The following is a 16,825-nucleotide window of genomic DNA, read 5'->3' on the forward strand; positions in this document are numbered from 1 at the left end:
GTTCAGCGCATTTCTCCGGCTGTACATGCGTCGGTTTCCATCTGCGACCCGCGAAGATGTCATGCTCCGTCGAGTCTGCGAATGACGTGCTAGGCCCAGATCTGTAGCCGTCCTGCGACGTCCTCGGGGAGCTCGCCGATCTGAATGAGTTCGGCGTACCACATGGCCATCCGGTCGAGTAGGGCGTCTGGCAGGTTGTGTCGGTCGGCTGTGGCCTGGCGCAGCAGCAGCCGGAGGAACTGCTCGCGGTCCTGCCAGTTGTCTGGGGCGAAGGCCCACCGGGCGACGCCGAGGCACCGATCGTAGGTGTGGATCAGCCGGTCGCTGTCGCCGTCGGCGGAGGCGAACCATACGTCGATCAGTGCGTGGACTGCGGAGACGGCTTCGCCGTGGCGTGTTGACGCGAACGAACTGAGCAGCCCGTACCTCTCGAGGTGTGGGAACGCCTCGACGGCGTGCAGGAGGTGGTCCGTTGGCTGGTCGCGCAGGAACGCGACCGTCCGCGTCACCTCGGAGACCTGGCGCTACGTCGGGCGGCTCGACGGCGCCCGGGTGATCCTGCTCGCCCTTGCCACCTGCAACGCGGCGGTGCTCGTCGTCGGATTGCGGCTGCGGCGCACGCTCGACCCGTCGACGTCCGGCGCGCCACCGTCCGGATCGCGGTCGAGGTCGTCGCGTTCGGCGCACTGCTGTTCATGACGTTCGTCGTCATCGGGCTGGTGTCGCTCGGTGCCGACCTGGTGGCCGAGTGGTCGGGCAGCGACGCCGACGTCGTGACGGCGCCTGGCGTCGGCGCTCCGCCCCTGGTCGTGACACGGCAGCTCCTGAAGGCCGCGGCGTTCCTGTCCGCCGTGGGCGTCCTCGGGTTCGCCGTCGAGGTGATCATGGACGCCGACACCCGGCACATTCTGATCGGTGATGTGGTCGGCCTAGCAGTCGGCGAGACGGCCGCCGTCGCCAGGACTGAGCGTCCTGGCCGACGGCGGGAGCCGAAGCCTGCGGGGCCGTGCTGCGCCTGTCAGGTCAGCACGGCCACCGCGTCGACCTCGACCAGATAGCCTGGCGCGGCCAGCGAGGTGACCCCGATCCAAGTGCTCGGCTGCTGGAACTCCACGCCCAGCGTCGCGGCCGCCCGCTCGCGCCCGACGACGAACTGCTCGGCCTTCACGTCGTCGAGATCGACGATGTAGATGGTGACCTTGGCCAGGTCGGCCGCCTTCGCCCCGACCGCGTCGAGCGCGGCGGCGATGTTGAGGTAGCACTTCTCGGCCTGCGCGGCGACGTCGTCCCGGCCCACCAGGTTGCCCTCGGTGTCCCAGGACACCTGCCCGGCCAGGTACACGATGCGCGAGCCCTGCGCGACGGCGACCTGATGGTGGACGTCGACCCGGTTGACCCGCTCGGGATGCACCAGCGTGACGGTCATTTCTTGCTCCTCTTTCTCTGCTGTTGATGTTTTCGACGGGCCGCGTGGCGTCCTGCGCGGGTCGTCGACCGACGCCGCCGCCACGCCGCCCGATCACCGGGTGGCCGCGGGTGATCGGCGCCAGGTGAGCCAGCCGCGGCACAGCACCCACGCCGTAACGGTCGCGGCCACCAGCACGCCGTCGACCCACGCGGTCCGCGCGGGAGCGGGCGAGGTCGTGGGCGTCGCGCCGATCCCGCAACCTGTCAGGGCCGCGCCCAGGGTCGCGGTGAGCACGCTGCGACGGGTGATGCGGTGCTGGTTCATGGCCTTCCGGGGGTGCTCGACGGGGGCACTGCGGTGATCACGCTGGAGTGCACACCGTGCCGTTGCGGCACGGTCAACCCGAGCGGCGTGGCGGGCGTGACCCGATCTCGGCTCGGCGTGACACCGACCTGTGGAGTCGGGATCAGGTCGGGACGCGAGCGGAGCAGGAGCCCGACCCGGCGCAGGACATCGAACTGCGCGGGGTTGTAGAGGTCGCGTACGGCCTCGTCGACGGTCCGGGCGGCGGCGACGCTCAGCCCGGTGGTCGCACTCCGCAGGCGGGGGAGCATCACGCGCAGGGTCCGGCTCCGGGGGAGCAGCCTGATCGCGAGCTCGTGGCGGGTCGCGTCGTCGGCGTCGGCGGGGAGCTGGTCGAACGCGGTCGCCGCCGCGCTCGGTGGGAGAGCGAGCAACGTGTCGACGAAGTCGATGACCACCGAGAGGTCCAGCACCCTGGTCATCACGATCAGCAGGGTGCGGTCGGCGTCGGACAGGTCGGCGTCCCGGATCCTCGCGGCCAGCGCGGGCGGGAGGTCGGTGGGAGCGGCCTGCTGGAGGATGTGTCGGACCTCGGTGCGCACGTCCTGCAGCCGGTCGAGGGTTCGGGCGAGGTGGGCGTCGAGCCCGCGGAGTGCTTCCCGCGGGTGCTGGTCCGCGTCGCCCAGTTCGGCGATCTGCGGCAGGGTGAATCCGAGGTCGGCGAGGCGCTTGATCCGCAGGACCCGGACGAGGTGCGCGACGCCGTACTGCTTGTAGCCGTTGGCGCGGCGCCGTGGCACCTCCAGTAGACCGACGTCGTGGTAGTGCCGCACCGCTCGCACGGTGGTGCCGGCGAGGTCGGCGAGTTCGCGGGTACTCCAGGCCACAGCTGTTCCCTCCATGTGTCGTCGGCCGTCAGGGGTGCGCGAGCCGGGGCCGGCGGTCGGCCTCCGACAGCCCGCCCCACACGCCGTGGAGCTCCCGGTGGGCCAGGGCGTGGACGGTGCAGGGCGGACCGGGCAGGCGGCGCAGATCGCCTTCGCGACCCGCTCGCGGTGCTGCCGTTGCGGGTGGCACTCCTCGTCGCAGCAGCTCGGGGGCGATCGGCCAGTCGGCGTACCGACCGGCCCCGCCGGTTCGCACGACGACGGTGACGGGCTCGATGCTGATCATGGCGGTTGCTCGCTCCCCGGTCGCTCTGCTGTCGGGTGTCAGACTCGCGAGGACGGCGCCCTGTCCGCGTCGGTGGAAGTCCCTTATCCCGTCGCCGACCCCGGCACGGGGAGGCCGGCATCTCGACGACCCGGTGTCGCCCGCGAGCTTCGCGTCGGTGACAATCACCGTGATCGCCCCCGTGCCGGCGCCAGGGGAGGACCAGGCGATGCTCGTGGGACGGCGCGCTGAGCACGCGGCGCTCGAGCAGCTGCTGGCCCGGGCCCAGGGCGGCGACAGCGGCGTGCTGGTGGTGCGCGGGGAGGCCGGCATCGGCAAGACCGCCCTGTTACAGCACGTGCGTGAGACCGCTGTGGCGGCCGGGTTCGGGGTCGAGGACGCGGCCGGAGTGGAGGCCGAGGCGGAGTTCGCCTTCGCGGGCCTGCACCAGTTGTGCGCCCCGTTGCTGCGCCGGGCGGCGGAGCTGCCCGAGCCGCAGCAGGCCGCTCTCGGGGTGGCGTTCGGGATGCGCGAGGGTGCTGCGCCGGACCGGTTCCTGGTGGGGCTGGCCGTGCTGAGCCTGCTGGCCGAGGTGGCCGAGGACGGGCCGTTGCTGTGTGTGGTGGATGATGCGCAATGGCTCGACCAGGCGTCTGCGCAGGTCCTGGCGTTCGTGGCCCGGCGGCTGGCGGCCGAGCGAGTGGTGATGGTGTTCGCGCTGCGCGACCCCGGTGTGACCGCCATCGAGGCGTTCAGCGGGTTGCCGGAGCTGCGCCTGGCGGGGCTGGGGGAGTCCGACGCCCGGACGCTGCTGGCCACCGCGGTCCGGGCACCGCTGGACGACGTGGTGCGCGACCGGATCGTGGCCGAGGCGCGCGGCAATCCGCTGGCGCTGCTGGAGCTACCCCGGGGTGCGCAGGCGGTGCAGCTGGCGGGCGGGTTCGAGCTGCCCGACGTGGTGAGCGTTCCGCGCCGGGTCGAGGACGGTTTCCGGCGCCGCGCGGGCAGCCTGCCGCCCGATACGCAGCTGCTGCTGGTGGTCGCCGCGGCCGAGCCGACCGGCGATGCGGCGCTGCTGTGGCGCGCGGCCGCGGAGCTGGGGATCGCCCGCGAGGCGGCCGCGCCCGCGGAGGCCGCCGGGCTGTTGGAGCTCGACACCCGGGTGCGGTTCCGGCACCCGCTGGTGCGCTCGGCGGTCTACCGGGCGGCCACACCGCCCGACCAGCGCCGAGCGCACGGCGCGCTGGCCACCGTCACCGACCCGCAGGTCGACCCTGACCGGCGCGCCTGGCACCGCGCGCAGGCGGTGGTGGGCACCGACGAGGAGGCCGCCGCGGAGCTGGAGCGTTCGGCCGGACGGGCCCGCGCCCGCGGCGGGTTGGCCGCCGCGGCGGCGTTCCTCCAGCGCGCGGCCGAGCTGACCCCCGAGCCAGCCGTCCGGGCGGGACGGGCTCTGGAGGCTGCGCACGCCAAGCACGAGGCCGGTGCGTCCGAGGCCGCCGGCGAGCTGCTGACGATCGCGGCGACCGGGCCGCTGGACGCCCTGCAGCAGGCCCGCCTCGACCTGCTGCGCGCCCAGATCGCGTTCCACCTGGCGAGAGGCGGCGAGGGGCCGCGGATGCTGCTGGACGCCGCCAGGAGCCTCGCCTCGCTGGACCCGGCGCTGTCCCGCGAGACCTACCTGGACGCGCTCGATGCGGCGATCGTCACCGGCGGCCTCGGCCCCGGCGGCGGCGTGCGAGCCGTGGCCGAAGCCGCCCGGGCCGCGCCCGCACCACCGGAGTCGCCGAGGCCGGCGGATCTGTTGCTCGACGGGCTGGTGACGACGTTCACGCAGGGCTACGCGGCAGGCGTGCCCGGGTTGCGGCGGGCGTTGGAAGCCTTCGCCCGCCACGAGCGAGACGCTCATGCCGTGAACGACAGCGACAACCGCCGCTGGCTGTGGCTGGCCAGCCGAACCGCGATGTCGGTCTTCGACGACGAGATGGGTCACGCGCTGGCCGCCTGTCATGTCCGGCTGGCCCGTGAGGCCGGCGCGCTGGCCACGCTCCCAGCAGCACTCCTCGTCCAGTCCGTCATGCTGGTGCTCTCCGGTGAGTTCTCCCGGGCCGCTGAGCAGACCGCGATCGCGGCCGCGACCAGAACTGTGCCCTTGCTCCACGCCCAGCTCATCCTGGCTGCCTGGCGCGGCCGCTCGGACGAGACCACCGAGATCCACGCGACCATCGTCCGGGAAGCAGTCGGACGTGGGCGCGGCACCGAGGACTTCCTGGCGCAGTACGCCATGGCGGTGCTGCACAACGGTCTGGGCGACTACCCAGCGGCTCAGGCCGCTGCGACGCGGGCTTTCGAGTCCGACGAGCTGACCCACAGCAACTTGGCCCACTCCGAACTCATTGAAGCGGCATGCCGTACCGGCCAGCCGGAGCGCGCGACCGATGCGCTGAACCAGCTCAGCTCACGGGCCCTCGCCAGCGGCACCCCGTGGGGGCTCGGGCTGGCAGCGCGCTCACGGGCGCTGGTCAGCACCGGCCCGGCCGCCGAGGCGCACTACCGCGAGGCGATCGAGCGGCTCCGAGATTGCCGCATGACTACCCATCTGGCCCGCGCTCATCTCGTCTATGGCGAGTGGCTACGCCGCGAGGGCCGCCGCCAGGGCGCCCGCCAGCAGCTCCGCACCGCCCATCAGCTGCTGTCGGACATCGGCGCGGAAGCGTTCGCCGCGCGCGCCGCCCGGGAACTACGCGCCACCGGCGAGCACCCACGCAGCCGGTCCGCCCAGCCGTCGGATGCACTCACCGCGCAGGAGCTGACGATCGCGCGGCTGGTGGCCACCGGGGCGACCTCCCGGGAGGTCGGCGCGCAGCTGTTCCTGAGTCCGCGCACCATTGAGGCCCACCTGCGCAGCATCTTCCGCAAGCTGAGCATCACCTCCCGTCGACAGCTGCGGGAACTGCGGCTTCCCTGACCGGCCGACAGCGGGCGTGTCATGCCGCGGTACTGCGGATGCGCCGTCGGATGCCCGTTCGCCGACCCCGAGTTCGGCATCTGCCTGCATCCCTGCCCTGACGGCACACTTCATGTCCCGTCGCCCGGCCGACCACGCTTGTTGACGACCACGTCGAACCGGTACGGCCAGGGCCCGCTCGGCCACCGGCGTCGGCGCTGCGGTGAGTGCTGGATCGCGGCCTTCCGGCGGGTGTTTCGGATGGGAGTGGACACGGCATGCCTCCTGGCACAGGTGATGGTGGCCATTGGCTCGCCGCCGTCGGATCGGGCGGGTGATGGCGCCCGTCACCGGGCTCGCTTGAGGAGCACCAGGATGTCGGTGGTCGCCGTGCCGACGCTGGGCTGCAGGCTGCTCACGGCCTCCCACCCCTGGCGGCCCAGGTCGTTGAGCTGGCGCTCCATCTCGTCGTGGTCGAACCCCTTCCAGCCGAGCGAGAACTTGACGATCTTGTGCTCGACAACCTTGGTCATGTCCCCAGTCGACACCGTGCCGCTGCGGCATGCTCAACCCCGACCCGTGTCCTGCCGCTCAGCATCGGGCGGCTGATCAGGGAGTCGTGAATGCCCCGTCCGCCCAGGTGCCGGGCGAGGAAGCGCTCGAGCGTGCCAGGTCACGGAGGAACACGTTGAGCGGCCCCGCGATGGTGCGAGGTAGGCGAGGGTCGTGCCGTCCGAGGACAGCAGGGCGCGACTCCGGGCGGGCGCGCCGAAGAGGTCTCGACGGCGATCAGCGTCGGCGGGGTCTTATGAGGTCCCGTCCGGTCGGTGGGCGGGAACCTCGCTGGTGTGGCGTCGGCGGCGTCGTTCGTACGTCGCGACGAGGGCGACCATGCCGACGTTGACGGCGACGAGGATCAGCAGGGACGCGTCGCCGGTGTCGGTGGCGCGGTCGATGGTGGTGGTCCCCCCACCGGACATGACGTTGCTGATCACGCCGAAAAGGACGTTGTTGACGACGTGGAAGGCGATCGGCGCCTCCATGCCGCCGCTGAGGATCGCCATCAGCCCGGTGCTGACGGCGACCACCGTGAAGTAGCCGGCCAGCCAGGGGTCGGTCGAGCCGTGGACCACGGCGAAGCCCAGGGCGGAGACCACGAGCCCGACGGCCAGCGCCGGCCGGACCGGGCGCACCCAGCTCGCGGCCGCGGGCAGCATGACGCTGCGGTAGATCAGTTCCTCGCCGGCGGCCTGGATGGGGGTGGTGAGCAGGGTGATCGTCAGGAAGGCGATCGTCGTACCGCTGATCGCGAAGGTCTCCCAGCCGGTGGACGCCGGTGCGACGGCGCCCACCACTCCCGCTCCGGCCCCCACCATCAGCGCTGCGCCGATCGAGTAGTGGGCCAGGCGCCGCCGGTCGAACGCCCGCCGCGAGCTGAACAGCGCGCGCCACGGCACCCGGGTCATCCACACCAGCAGCAGGACCGCGACCAGGCCGGTCGCGCCGGTGGCCAAGTTGACGGCCAGGGACTTCAGCGGCGTCAGCTCGGGGGACAGCGGGTCGTCGCTGCCCTCGATGACGCCGACGAGCTGGTAGGCCAGCACCTGGAGGACCACGAGGACGAGCGGCACCGTCAGGACGAGGACGAGCGGCTTCCACCAGCTCATCCGCAGGTGGGCGCCGAACGGCCGCGAGGTGTCGACCGCGGACGGAGCGGGCTGCGCTGTCAGGCTCACGGTCGCGGAGATCAGCGCCTCGTGTTGGTGGCTGGGATCAGATGAAGGCATGGAACGGCCCCTTCCGGGTGCGGGTGTCGGGTTCGGCGGTCAGTCCGCCATCCAGGTGCTCTTGAGCCGCAGCGCGCGATCGGTGGCGGCGAGCGCCCCGGCGACGGCGAGCGCGGTGGTCGCCCAGAGGGGCAGGCGGATCGGCGAGGTGAACGTGCCGACGTGCTGGGCGACGGCCTCGATGCGGGTGATCTGCTCCGCGACCGCCGACAGCGTGCCCGCGAGCCCCACCAGCAGCACGACGAACCCGATCGCGGCGACGGCCGCGCTGGTGCGGGGGAATCGCTGCTCGAACCGCGCTCGCCGCCCCTCCAGGGAGCGCGGATCCGGACGCAGCACCCGCTCGCGGCCGTCGTCGGTGACGTGGTGCATGCGCTTGACGCCGTACTGGCTGACGGCGACCTCGATGACGCCGCCGGGCACCGGGAAGGTCACCGGCAGGTTGGCTGCCAGCACCTGGACGCCGTCGCGGTAGAGCGCGGCGGGGCGCTTGGCCGACGAGCTGTCCCGGAGGTGGTGGACATCGACCTCGTAGCGGCGCGGACGTCCGGACTCGTCGGGCAGCTCCAGGGCGAACAGGGAGCGGGACAGCAGGTGCCAGAAGCGGAACCGTTGTAGCCGGCTGCCGTCGCCGGGCTTGGCCTTCGACAGCTGCCAGCGCCGCCGGTACTTCTTGAACATGATCTCCTCTACAGGGTGCAGCGGGCGCCGGCGGGCGGGGTGCGCAGGTCGATCAGGTACTCGGTGACGGTCTGGTCGACGCAGGTGCTCTGGCCGAACAGCGCGACGCCGTGCTGGGCGCCCTCGACGGTGAGCAGGCTCCCGCCGAGCAGGCGGGCCAGGGTGATGCCGCCCTGGTGCGGGGTGCCCGGGTCGCCGGTGACCGAGACCGTCAGGGTGGGGGGCACGTCGACGTCGCCGTCGAGCCAGGGCAGGTCCCGGCTCGGCGGCTCCGGCCAGGCCGCGCACTCGTAGTGCGCCGGCGCGGGCGAGCGGCCGGGGTCGAGGAACGGGGCGGCGGCGCGCGCCTGGCGGGCCAGTTCGGTGTTCACCTCGGGGCTGCGTCGTGGGTTGTCCATGCACCGGATCGCGAGGTTCGCGTCGATGTTCAGCCCGCCCCCGTACCGGCCGTCCGGGCCGCGCCCGAGGGCGGCGTCCCGCATCCCGAGCAGGATGTCGCCCCGTCCGGCGGACAGCTCTGCGAGCCCGTGGAGGATCATCGGCCGCTGGTTTTCGGCGAAGAGCGCCGTCTGCACGGCCTGGATCGCGTCCGGGTAGGTCAGCGCGCGGCCGCCGGCCGTCGGTGCGGGCCGGTCCTGCAGGGGGCGGACGAGGTCCTGGAACGCCGCGGTCGCGCGGGCCGGGTCGGTGCCCAACGGGCAGGCCGCGTCGGCCGCGCACGAGACGGCGAGCTCGTCGAACGCCCTCTGGAAGGCCACGAACTGGGTCAGCCGGAAGTCGGCCTCGCTCCTCTCGGGGTCGACCGCGCCGTCGATCACCATCGCCCGCAGGTTCCGGCCGAACACGTCGGCGTACATGCCACCCAGTTCGCTGCCGTAGCTGTAGCCGAGGTAGGACAGCTTCTCGTCGCCCAGCACGCCGCGCAGCACGTCCATGTCCCGCACGACATCGGCGCTGCCGACGCTGGTGAGCGCGTCCACCCCGCCGGTGCGCTCGGTGCACCGCCGGGCCACCTCGGCGGCGGCCTGCTCGTCCGGGACGTCGAAGAGGTAGGCCGCGGGGGGCTCGCCCGCGTCGGTCTCGGCGTCGGTGAAGCACTCGACGCGCGGGGTGGACGCGCCGACGCCGCGCGGGTCGAACCCGATCACATCGAACCGCTCGCCGACCGGGCCGTTGTCCCACACCGGCCCGAGCGTGGCGACGAAGTTCATCCCCGAGCCGCCGGGACCGCCCGGGTTGACCAGCAGCGACCCGATCTTCTCCCCGCGCGCCTCGGCCCGCAGCAGGGCGACCTCCCCGCGCGGGCCATCCGGGTCGGCGTAGTCGAGCGGCACGTGCACGCGGGCGCAGTCGAAGCGGCTGTTCGCGTAGAGCCGCTCGTCGATCGCCGACGTCGCGTAGGGCGCGCACGGCTCGAAGACGACCTGCTGGCCGTAGAACTCGGCCAGCCCGGACGGCGGCGGACTCCCGATCTGCGCCGCGGGTGCGGCGCACGCGCCGACGAGGACCAGCGACGCCGCCACCCGGGCGGCGGCGACCGTCGAGCGGACGGGGAACACAGGCACTCCTTCGGTGGTCGTCGTCCGGAAGGGGACACCGTGCCGTCGCGGCAGGGTCAACCCACGTGGTTCAGACCACAGCGGCTTGAGTGTGCCGCGACGGCACGGCCTTCCCTGGGAGCGCACACCACGCGACCCAGGAGGACACATGACTGCCACCGACCCCCGCCGCGGCCCGGCCGGGGAGGAGCCCGGCGGCCCGGCACCCGCCCCCGCACCGCAGCCGACGCTGCTGGAGCAGACGGGTGGCCCGATGGGGTTCGTCTACTCCGCCGTCCCCGTCGTCGTCTTCGTGGCGGCCAACGCCTTCCTGCCCCTGACCGCGACGATCACCGCGTCGGTCGCCGTCGGGCTGGCGATCACCGGCTACCGGCTCCTGCGCGGGGAGCGGTTCAGCCTCGCGGCCGGCGGGCTGCTCGGGCTCGCCCTTGCCATCGGCATCGTCGCCCTGACCGGGTCGGCGCGGGACTTCTTCGTCGTCGGCATCTGGGCGTACCTGGTGGCGTTCGTCGTCGCGCTCGGCTCGGTGCTGGCCCGCCGCCCGCTGAGCGGCGTCGTGTGGAACCTCGTGCACGGCGGCACGCACGACTGGCGGGCCGACCGCCGCGTGTTGCGCGCCCACGACGTCGCCACGCTCGCCGCGGCAGCGGTGTCCGGCGCCCGGTTCGGCGTGCAGCAGTGGCTCTACGTCAGCGACGAGACCGGCTGGCTGGGCGTCGCCCGCGTCGCGATGGGCTGGCCGCTGACCATCCTGGCCGCGCTGGTCGTCGTCTGGGCCTGGCGGCGCAGCAGCAAGCGCCTGCTGCCGTCGGCCTGACGGTGTCCGGCCGATCGCCACGGCGCTGAGCGACGCGGTGCCGAGCGCTGCGCCGATCTGCTGGGACGCATGCTGGCCGGGCGGATGCGGATCGTCCTCGGCGCGGAGGAACTGGTCCTCGGCCCAGGTGAGGTCATCGAGTTCGACACCCGCGTGCCGCACCGGTTCGGCCGGGCCGACCACGGCCTGGTCGAGTTCCTGAGCATCGTCGGCCCCAGGGCCAGCGTTTCCGGACGGTGGACCCGGGTGCGTAGGAGGCCGCCGGGATCGCGCGCTTGACCATGCCGCGGGGGCACGGTGTGGGCTGGAGCCATGGCCTGGAGCACGCGGGAGATCGCCGACCTCGCCGGGACCAGCCTGCGGGCGGTCCGGCACTACCACGAGGTCGGCCTGCTGGCGGAGCCGGATCGGCACTCCAACGGCTACAAGCAGTACGGCGTCACCCACCTCCTGCGGCTGCTGCGCATCAAGCGTTTGGTCGACCTCGGGTTCTCGCTGGCCCGGATCGCCGAGCTGGGCGAGGACGACCACCCCGCCGAGGCCCTGCGCACCCTGGATGCCGAGCTGGGCGCCACCATCGAGCGGTTGACGCGGGCGCGCGTGGAACTCGGCCTGATCCTGCGGCACCACGCGCCGGCCGATTTGCCCACCGCCCTCGCGACGGCGGGCGCGGCGGAGCTGTCGGAGGCCGACCGGTCGCTCATCCTCATCATGACCCGGGTCCTGGGGCCAGGGCACCTCGACGCCTACGCCGAGATGCTGCGCAACGAGCCCCCGGACCCGACCGACGGTGAGTTCGACACCCTCCCCGCCGACGCCGGCGAGGGCGCGCGCCAAGACCTCGCCGAGCGCATGGCGCCGCACATCGGCCGGATCCGCGCCGAGCACCCGGAGCTGGTGGACCCGCCCGCCGACGCCCCGCGCGGGGTCCGTTCGGCCACCCGAATCGCGGCGGCTGCGATGCGGGAGCTCTACAACCCCGCCCAGGTCGACGTCTTCCGCCGGGTCCAGCAACTCCTGCGAGCCGAAGCGCGACCGATGGACTCCCGAAGGGACACCACATGAGCCCGACGCACCACCGAACGGCCACCGTCGACGGCCACGAGATCTTCTACCGCGAGGCGGGACCGGCTGAGGCCCCGGCCATCGTCCTCCTGCACGGCTCCCCGACCAGCTCGTTCATGTTCCGCCACCTCATTCCGCTGCTCGCCGACGAACACCACGTCATCGCGCCGGACCATGTCGGCTTCGGTCACTCCGCCCCACCCTCGTCGACGAGTTCGCCTACACCTTCGACGCTATTGCCGGCCTCACCTCCGGGCTGCTCGCCAAGCTCGGCCTGGGCCGGTACGCGGATGCGCGGGAAGTCGATCGGGCCTCGCCGGCCCGACAGCGCCTCCGGGTCGTCCGGGCGGCCGTAGGCGCCCTCGCGGGTCCACAGGTCGGTGTTGTTCAGCGCTGACGCGGATCAGCAGCTCCCCTGCCTGGGGGGTGGGCACGGGCACCTCCGCCAGCTCCAGGACTTCCGGCCCTCCGTGCTGGGCGATCCGCACCACGCGCGTGGTCTCGGATTCGACCATTCCTGGCCGTCGGTGTCGGATCGCGTCAGCGTCAGTCGCGCCGGTAGCGCGCTCTGATGTGGAAGCGTTCGCCCTGGGGGCCGAGGATGCTCAGGAACTCCACGGAGCGTGCGTCGGCGTTGCCGTACCAGTGGGGGAGGTGGGTGTCGAACTCGACGACCTCGCCGGCGGTCAGGACGAAGTCCTGGTCGCCGAGCACCACCCGCAGCCGTCCGTCGAGGACGTAGAGCCAGTGGTAGCCCTCGTGCGAGCGTGGATCGGGTTCGAGCTGGTCGGTCGAGCCGGCTGGGAGGATCTGCTTGTTCACCTGCAGCCCGCCGGGGTTGCGGGTCAGCGGGATGACGGTCATGCCCTTGTGGCTGAACGGGCGTGGGTACACGCGAGGGTCACCGCTGGCGGGGGCGCCGACGAGCTCATCGATCGGCACCTTGTAGGCCCGGGCCAGGGGGAGCAGCAGTTCCAGGCCCGGTCTGCGGTGCCCGGTCTCCAGCCGGGACAGGGTGCTGATCGGGATGCCGGTGGTCTCCGACAGGGCGGTGAGGGTGGCTCCGCTGCGGCGGCGCCACTCGCGCAGCCGTGGCCCGACCGCGGCCAACACGGCGTCGAGCTCGTCGCTCATGCACCCATGGTGAACCCGTCTTTGCAGTTTTCGCAAAGATCCGTGTCATTGCGCGCTGGTCGGGCGCAGGTTGGTCGCGGAGGTGGTCACGATGAGTGGTGGAGATGCCCCCGGCGCCGATGGCCGGTACGACGTGGTGGTGGTCGGGCGAACGCCGGCGCGCTCGCCGCCGGCGCGATCAACGTGGCCCTGATCATCGAGGAGACCGACGCCGCGGTCCAGGCCGGACGTGATCCGTTCTCCGCCGAGTCCGAAGCCCGCCTGTGCGAACAGGTGATGGGCGACCGCCGCCACGGCCGCTGACCGGGCCGACGGGTTCGGGACGCGGAAGTCGTCACGAGGCTGCCGCGCCCCGACCTACGGGGCGGCCCCGAGCCAGCTCGGGTCGGCCTCGGCCATGGTCAACGCCGGTCAGCAACTCGGAGCGGCCATCGGCACCGCCCTGCTCAACACCATCGCCGTCAGCGGCGCAGCCGGCTACCTCGCCGGCCGAGCCGGAACTCCGGACCTGGCCACGCAGGCGACCATCCACGGCAACCGCGTCTCCTCCTGGGTCACCGCAGGTGTCTTCGCCGCCGGCGCCGTCCTGTGCGGCCTGATCATCCGGCCGGGCGGTGACCTGACAACCACGAACAACGACAACGCCCCGGGCCTGGCCGCCTGACACACCACCGCCGAGAAGGAGGACGCCATGGACACCCCGATCTGGGACGAGATGTACCGCAGCCGCGACCAGGTCTTCAGCAGCAACCCCAACGCAGTGCTGGTCACCGAGGTCTCCGGCCTGCCGGCAGGACGGGCACTCGACGTCGGATGCGGCGAAGGCGCCGACGCGCGCTGGCTGGCCCGCCGCGGCTGGCAGGTCACGGCGGTGGACATCTCACCCACCGCCCTGACCCGGGCCGCCAGCACCAGCGCGGACCTCGCCGACCGCGTGACGTGGACACCTGCCGACGTGATCAGCACAGCACCGAGCGGAGCGTTCGACCTGGTCTCCGTCCACTACTTCCCCCTCCCACGCCAGCCGGAGCACGCCGCGCTGCGCGGCCTGCTGGCCGCCGTCGCGCCCGGTGGCACCCTGCTCTTCGCCACGCACGATCTCGCCGACCTGTCCCCACGCCCCGGCTTCGACCCGGGCGACTACTACCAGCCGGACGACATCGCCAGGCTCCTCGACAACACCTGGGCGATCCAGGTCAACGGAACCCGCCCGCGCACGACCTCCACCCCCGCGGGCACCCACCACACCCACGACACCGTCCTACGAGCGCGACGGCTCCAGTGACGTGCCACGGATACGGGTGGCCGGGTCGGCAGAACGCGCGCGCCCTGCTGTGGTTCCGTTCCCTGTCCGTGCGGTGAGCGCCCGCCGCTCGGGGGGTCCTCACGTGATCGCCAGGATCGGGACCTGACCGTGCACATGTGCACGGTCAGGTCCCGTTTTCGCTGATCATGAGCAGTTCGGCGGCCACCGTCGCGCGAGCAGAGGAGCCCGTGATCAGTCCGTCCTCCCGGCGGTCGGATGGCTCCGATCCGCCGGGCTCGCGGGCAGGCTGGTGGCGCCATCCGCCATGCGCGCGCGGGCGCGGTGGTGTCGCTTCTCAACGGGCATGATCTTCGTTGCCCCGGGCAGTCCCATGGCCGGCGTCCCGACGTACATGCTCTCGGCCCGCTCGACCATGAAGGTCTCGTGCCAGATCCCGACCGCGCCGGGGTTCTTCCTCGCCATCGCGTTGAACCTCGTCCAGGCCGGCCGGTGACTCAGCGAGCCAGCGGATGCGTAGTCGTAGAGCTTGTCGATCGAGGACCAGTACTGCGCGACGTACGGCCCGCGGCTGTTGAACAGCAGCTCGTAGCCGAGCAGCCCGGAGTCCGGATCTTCGGAGAGCTCGCGCAGCATCGGCCGCATGGCCAACAGGACCGGGATCCAGAGGTCTGGACGCCACCACCGGTTGAACGTCATGCCGATGTGGAACACCACCAGCTCCCCGTCGTACTGGTGCGCGACCCGGCCCGGGACGATCTTCGCCATATCTCCTCCGTAGTCGGACAGCAGGACCAGGCCCGGCTCAGTTGAGTCCGGCGACCATGGCTCCGGTGACCGGCACGACCGCGCCGGACACGTAGGAGCCCGGCTGCGCGAGCCAGGCGATCGCGGTGGCGACGTCGTCCGGCGTGCCGAGCCGTCGGACCGGGATGCTCTCCACGACCGACCGGGTGGCGTCCTCGACGGTCGCCCCGGCCGGTACGAGATCGCTCACCACCACCGAGGCGCCGGCACGGGCCAGGTGCTCCGCAGCCGCAGCGCCGATACCTCGTTCCCGACCGGCGCCGGTGACGAGAGCGACGCGGCCCTGCAGAGATGTCGTGTTCTCCAAGATGTCCTCCTCGAGTTGATGTCCTGAGATGCCGACGAGGGCCGACCCCGGACGTCAGGCGCCCAGCTGTCGCTGCACTGCCTGGGCGTCGATCAGGTAGTTCATCTCGTAGAAGCGTCCGTCGCGGACCTTGTGGAAGGCGTACTCGGCGAACTCCAGCGTGGCGCCGGTGGGGGCGACGCCGAGCCACTCCTTCGTGTGCGTGCCCTTGTTGAACAGGCGGGCTGCCACGCGGTCACCGTCGATGGCGATGTCCTGGACCCGCCAGGTGAAGTCCGGCACCGCAGCGCCGTGCCCCTTGAGCTCGGCGATGACGTCGTCCCGCGTGACCGGTCGGCCGTTCTCGACGAGCTCGTCGTGGATGAACTCGGTCATGCGGTCGAAATCATGATCGTTGAGCGCGTCGATGTAGCGCTCGAAGACCTCGCGCACGTCGGAGTCGGACATGATGACCTCCTTGTCGCCCCGTGTCGGGGCTGTACTCGTGTGTTTATGACTGGCGATGCCCTTCCACGCTCTCGTCGTGGCGGCCACCGTCGATCGGGGAGAACCTCGGGCCGCGACTTCTGTTCCGATCGGTACAGAAGTCGCTAGGTCGCGCTGCGGGGGTGCGGCGCCGCAGCAGCGTCAGCAGGGCTTGTGACAGCGGGCTACCGGGAGGACCGGGTGAAGGCGCGGTAGCGCGACAGGTAGCGGGGCACCTGCCGGAGGGCGACGGGCCGGGGCCACTCGCCGGGGCGGAGCCACGCTTCGGAGCCGCCGTCGACGACGATGACGCTGCCACACAGGAACGCCGCCGCAGGCGAGAGCATCATCATCACCCAGTCGGCGAGGTGCCCGGGATCGCCCACGCCACCGACCGGGACGGGGAACGCGCGGAACGCCCTCGCCGCGACCGGGTTCGCGAGGTCCCCGTCGAGCAGCGGGGTCTGCACCGGTCCCGGGGCGAGCACGTTGAGCCGGATCCCGGCGCCGGCCCACGCCGGGGTCACGGCCGCTCGGCGCGCCCAGTCGGTCACCGCGATCTTCGACGCCGCGTAGGCGATGTTCGGGGCGACCGGCCCGAACAGGCGCAGCGTCCGCACCGCGCGGTCGATCTCACCCGCGCGCAGGGCGCGGAGCACCCGCCGCGGCACTCCAGGGGTGACGGTCGCCGAGTTGCTGCCGAACACCACGGCCCGGGCATCGCCACTCGCCGCCAGCGCCGGTCGCAGGGCGGTCAGCAGCTCGACCGTGCCCAGCTGGTTGACCTGCGCGATCTTCCGCGGGCGGTCGGGTCCGGGGGAGGGGCCGATCCCGGCGGCGAGGACGGCGCCGTCGAGCACGCCACCGGAGCGCTTCAGCACGCCGGTGGCCGCGGCCGCGCGGCCTTCCGGTGTCCCGAGGTCGGCGACGACGTCGGCGTCGCGCAGATCCACCTCGATCACGGAGTGCCCGGCGGCACGGAGCCGCTCGGTCACCGCGCCGCCGATCCCCGACGCCGAACCCGTCACTGCGTAGCTGCCCATTCGAACCCCTGCCCGATTCAGGCCGTGATCGGCCCGCTCCGGAGCAGCAGACGGTATGCCGTCGCGGCACACGCAAGTACCTCGTA

General features: G+C 72.4%; 21 protein-coding genes and 1 pseudogene. 8 read left to right on the forward strand and 14 right to left on the reverse strand.

Annotation, left to right across the window (positions count from 1 at the left end; genetic code table 11):
- Window positions 1-89: 89 nt before the first annotated feature.
- A complete protein-coding gene (locus ABD743_RS13340) occupies window positions 90-509 on the reverse strand; it encodes a hypothetical protein (RefSeq protein WP_344722270.1) in 420 nt (139 codons plus the stop codon).
- 186 nt (window positions 510-695) lie between these two features.
- Here ABD743_RS13340 and ABD743_RS13345 point away from each other — a divergent pair, with 186 nt between their 5' ends.
- Window positions 696-1,058 (forward strand): hypothetical protein, encoded by a 363-nt coding sequence (locus ABD743_RS13345; protein ID WP_344722272.1) that lies wholly within the window; start codon window positions 696-698, stop codon window positions 1,056-1,058.
- Here the strand turns inward: ABD743_RS13345 and ABD743_RS13350 are convergent.
- From ABD743_RS13350 to ABD743_RS13365, 4 genes are all read right to left on the reverse strand, one after another.
- Entirely contained in the window at window positions 1,019-1,426 is a 408-nt protein-coding gene (locus tag ABD743_RS13350) for a RidA family protein (RefSeq protein WP_344722273.1), read from the reverse strand. The two genes, ABD743_RS13345 and ABD743_RS13350, sit on opposite strands and share 40 nt — an antisense overlap.
- Window positions 1,427-1,519: 93 nt before the next feature.
- The gene (locus ABD743_RS13355; RefSeq protein WP_344722275.1) at window positions 1,520-1,732 is read right to left on the reverse strand and encodes a twin-arginine translocation signal domain-containing protein; all 213 of its coding nucleotides are present in this window, start codon (window positions 1,730-1,732) and stop codon (window positions 1,520-1,522) included.
- Window positions 1,729-2,598 carry a helix-turn-helix domain-containing protein gene (locus ABD743_RS13360; RefSeq protein ID WP_344722277.1) on the reverse strand — a complete coding sequence of 290 codons (870 nt, stop codon included), beginning with the start codon at window positions 2,596-2,598 and terminating at the stop codon, window positions 1,729-1,731. The genes ABD743_RS13355 and ABD743_RS13360 overlap by 4 nt, the downstream gene beginning before the upstream one ends.
- 28 nt (window positions 2,599-2,626) lie before the next feature.
- Window positions 2,627-2,884 (reverse strand): WhiB family transcriptional regulator, encoded by a 258-nt coding sequence (locus tag ABD743_RS13365; RefSeq protein ID WP_344722279.1) that lies wholly within the window; start codon window positions 2,882-2,884, stop codon window positions 2,627-2,629.
- Window positions 2,885-3,041: 157 nt separating this feature from the next.
- Between ABD743_RS13365 and ABD743_RS13370 the strand changes: the two genes are divergently transcribed.
- On the forward strand, window positions 3,042-5,831 hold the full coding sequence (locus tag ABD743_RS13370; RefSeq protein WP_344722281.1) for an ATP-binding protein: 2,790 nt from the start codon (window positions 3,042-3,044) through the stop codon (window positions 5,829-5,831).
- A 326-nt stretch (window positions 5,832-6,157) separates the two neighbouring features.
- On the opposite strand, the gene ABD743_RS13375 is transcribed toward ABD743_RS13370, so the two are convergent.
- From ABD743_RS13375 to ABD743_RS13390, 4 genes are all read right to left on the reverse strand, one after another.
- Entirely contained in the window at window positions 6,158-6,343 is a 186-nt protein-coding gene (locus tag ABD743_RS13375) for a DUF4177 domain-containing protein (protein ID WP_344722283.1), read from the reverse strand.
- A 273-nt stretch (window positions 6,344-6,616) separates the two neighbouring features.
- The gene (locus ABD743_RS13380; protein ID WP_344722285.1) at window positions 6,617-7,597 is read right to left on the reverse strand and encodes a CPBP family intramembrane glutamic endopeptidase; all 981 of its coding nucleotides are present in this window, start codon (window positions 7,595-7,597) and stop codon (window positions 6,617-6,619) included.
- Window positions 7,598-7,636: 39 nt separating this feature from the next.
- Window positions 7,637-8,278, reverse strand: coding sequence for a hypothetical protein (locus ABD743_RS13385; RefSeq protein WP_344722286.1), 642 nt, complete (start codon window positions 8,276-8,278; stop codon window positions 7,637-7,639).
- 8 nt (window positions 8,279-8,286) lie between these two features.
- Window positions 8,287-9,837 (reverse strand): alpha/beta hydrolase, encoded by a 1,551-nt coding sequence (locus ABD743_RS13390; protein ID WP_344722288.1) that lies wholly within the window; start codon window positions 9,835-9,837, stop codon window positions 8,287-8,289.
- Between the two features lie 148 nt (window positions 9,838-9,985).
- Between ABD743_RS13390 and ABD743_RS13395 the strand changes: the two genes are divergently transcribed.
- The 4 genes and pseudogenes from ABD743_RS13395 to ABD743_RS13410 form a co-directional block, all read left to right on the forward strand.
- Window positions 9,986-10,654 carry a DUF3159 domain-containing protein gene (locus tag ABD743_RS13395; protein ID WP_344722290.1) on the forward strand — a complete coding sequence of 223 codons (669 nt, stop codon included), beginning with the start codon at window positions 9,986-9,988 and terminating at the stop codon, window positions 10,652-10,654.
- Between the two features lie 69 nt (window positions 10,655-10,723).
- Complete coding sequence (locus tag ABD743_RS13400) at window positions 10,724-10,933, forward strand: cupin domain-containing protein (RefSeq protein WP_344722292.1); 210 nt, start codon at window positions 10,724-10,726, stop codon at window positions 10,931-10,933.
- A 33-nt stretch (window positions 10,934-10,966) separates the two neighbouring features.
- Entirely contained in the window at window positions 10,967-11,719 is a 753-nt protein-coding gene (locus ABD743_RS13405) for a MerR family transcriptional regulator (RefSeq protein ID WP_344722294.1), read from the forward strand.
- Window positions 11,716-12,008, forward strand: a pseudogene (locus tag ABD743_RS13410) (alpha/beta fold hydrolase); the annotation flags it as partial. The gene ABD743_RS13405 and the pseudogene ABD743_RS13410, both read left to right, overlap by 4 nt.
- A 257-nt stretch (window positions 12,009-12,265) precedes the next feature.
- Here ABD743_RS13410 and ABD743_RS13415 read toward each other — a convergent pair.
- Window positions 12,266-12,853 (reverse strand): helix-turn-helix domain-containing protein, encoded by a 588-nt coding sequence (locus tag ABD743_RS13415; RefSeq protein ID WP_344722296.1) that lies wholly within the window; start codon window positions 12,851-12,853, stop codon window positions 12,266-12,268.
- A gap of 397 nt (window positions 12,854-13,250) precedes the next feature.
- On the opposite strand from ABD743_RS13415, the gene ABD743_RS13420 reads away from it, so the two are divergent.
- Window positions 13,251-13,517, forward strand: a complete 267-nt coding sequence (locus tag ABD743_RS13420) for a hypothetical protein (protein WP_344722298.1) — start codon at window positions 13,251-13,253, stop codon at window positions 13,515-13,517.
- Window positions 13,518-13,544: 27 nt separating this feature from the next.
- Window positions 13,545-14,138, forward strand: coding sequence for a class I SAM-dependent methyltransferase (locus tag ABD743_RS13425; RefSeq protein WP_344722300.1), 594 nt, complete (start codon window positions 13,545-13,547; stop codon window positions 14,136-14,138).
- A 213-nt stretch (window positions 14,139-14,351) separates the two neighbouring features.
- Here ABD743_RS13425 and ABD743_RS13430 read toward each other — a convergent pair whose 3' ends face one another.
- From ABD743_RS13430 to ABD743_RS13445, 4 genes are all read right to left on the reverse strand, one after another.
- Window positions 14,352-14,885 (reverse strand): DUF4188 domain-containing protein, encoded by a 534-nt coding sequence (locus ABD743_RS13430; RefSeq protein WP_344722302.1) that lies wholly within the window; start codon window positions 14,883-14,885, stop codon window positions 14,352-14,354.
- A 37-nt stretch (window positions 14,886-14,922) separates the two neighbouring features.
- Entirely contained in the window at window positions 14,923-15,231 is a 309-nt protein-coding gene (locus tag ABD743_RS13435) for an SDR family oxidoreductase (protein ID WP_344722304.1), read from the reverse strand.
- Between the two features lie 54 nt (window positions 15,232-15,285).
- On the reverse strand, window positions 15,286-15,678 hold the full coding sequence (locus ABD743_RS13440; RefSeq protein ID WP_344722306.1) for an ester cyclase: 393 nt from the start codon (window positions 15,676-15,678) through the stop codon (window positions 15,286-15,288).
- Between the two features lie 203 nt (window positions 15,679-15,881).
- Window positions 15,882-16,739 (reverse strand): SDR family oxidoreductase, encoded by an 858-nt coding sequence (locus tag ABD743_RS13445; protein WP_344722307.1) that lies wholly within the window; start codon window positions 16,737-16,739, stop codon window positions 15,882-15,884.
- Between the last annotated feature and the right edge of the window lie 86 nt (window positions 16,740-16,825).

This window comes from Pseudonocardia yunnanensis, assembly GCF_039534065.1.
Classification (GTDB): Bacteria; Actinomycetota; Actinomycetes; order Mycobacteriales; family Pseudonocardiaceae; genus Pseudonocardia; species Pseudonocardia yunnanensis.

What these genes read in the sequence shown, in the direction of transcription:
- ABD743_RS13385 (WP_344722286.1), bottom strand. Translation starts at nt 8,278, where the DNA reads ATGTTCAAGAAGTACCGGCGGCGCTGGCAGCTGTCGAAGGCCAAGCCC.
- ABD743_RS13420 (WP_344722298.1), top strand. Translation starts at nt 13,251, where the DNA reads ATGGTCAACGCCGGTCAGCAACTCGGAGCGGCCATCGGCACCGCCCTG.
- ABD743_RS13430 (WP_344722302.1), bottom strand. Translation starts at nt 14,885, where the DNA reads ATGGCGAAGATCGTCCCGGGCCGGGTCGCGCACCAGTACGACGGGGAG.
- ABD743_RS13440 (WP_344722306.1), bottom strand. Translation starts at nt 15,678, where the DNA reads ATGTCCGACTCCGACGTGCGCGAGGTCTTCGAGCGCTACATCGACGCG.
- ABD743_RS13380 (WP_344722285.1), bottom strand. Translation starts at nt 7,597, where the DNA reads ATGCCTTCATCTGATCCCAGCCACCAACACGAGGCGCTGATCTCCGCG.
- ABD743_RS13400 (WP_344722292.1), top strand. Translation starts at nt 10,724, where the DNA reads ATGCTGGCCGGGCGGATGCGGATCGTCCTCGGCGCGGAGGAACTGGTC.
- ABD743_RS13415 (WP_344722296.1), bottom strand. Translation starts at nt 12,853, where the DNA reads ATGAGCGACGAGCTCGACGCCGTGTTGGCCGCGGTCGGGCCACGGCTG.
- ABD743_RS13395 (WP_344722290.1), top strand. Translation starts at nt 9,986, where the DNA reads ATGACTGCCACCGACCCCCGCCGCGGCCCGGCCGGGGAGGAGCCCGGC.
- ABD743_RS13425 (WP_344722300.1), top strand. Translation starts at nt 13,545, where the DNA reads ATGGACACCCCGATCTGGGACGAGATGTACCGCAGCCGCGACCAGGTC.
- ABD743_RS13350 (WP_344722273.1), bottom strand. Translation starts at nt 1,426, where the DNA reads ATGACCGTCACGCTGGTGCATCCCGAGCGGGTCAACCGGGTCGACGTC.
- ABD743_RS13405 (WP_344722294.1), top strand. Translation starts at nt 10,967, where the DNA reads ATGGCCTGGAGCACGCGGGAGATCGCCGACCTCGCCGGGACCAGCCTG.
- ABD743_RS13365 (WP_344722279.1), bottom strand. Translation starts at nt 2,884, where the DNA reads ATGATCAGCATCGAGCCCGTCACCGTCGTCGTGCGAACCGGCGGGGCC.
- ABD743_RS13355 (WP_344722275.1), bottom strand. Translation starts at nt 1,732, where the DNA reads ATGAACCAGCACCGCATCACCCGTCGCAGCGTGCTCACCGCGACCCTG.
- ABD743_RS13445 (WP_344722307.1), bottom strand. Translation starts at nt 16,739, where the DNA reads ATGGGCAGCTACGCAGTGACGGGTTCGGCGTCGGGGATCGGCGGCGCG.
- ABD743_RS13375 (WP_344722283.1), bottom strand. Translation starts at nt 6,343, where the DNA reads ATGACCAAGGTTGTCGAGCACAAGATCGTCAAGTTCTCGCTCGGCTGG.
- ABD743_RS13345 (WP_344722272.1), top strand. Translation starts at nt 696, where the DNA reads ATGACGTTCGTCGTCATCGGGCTGGTGTCGCTCGGTGCCGACCTGGTG.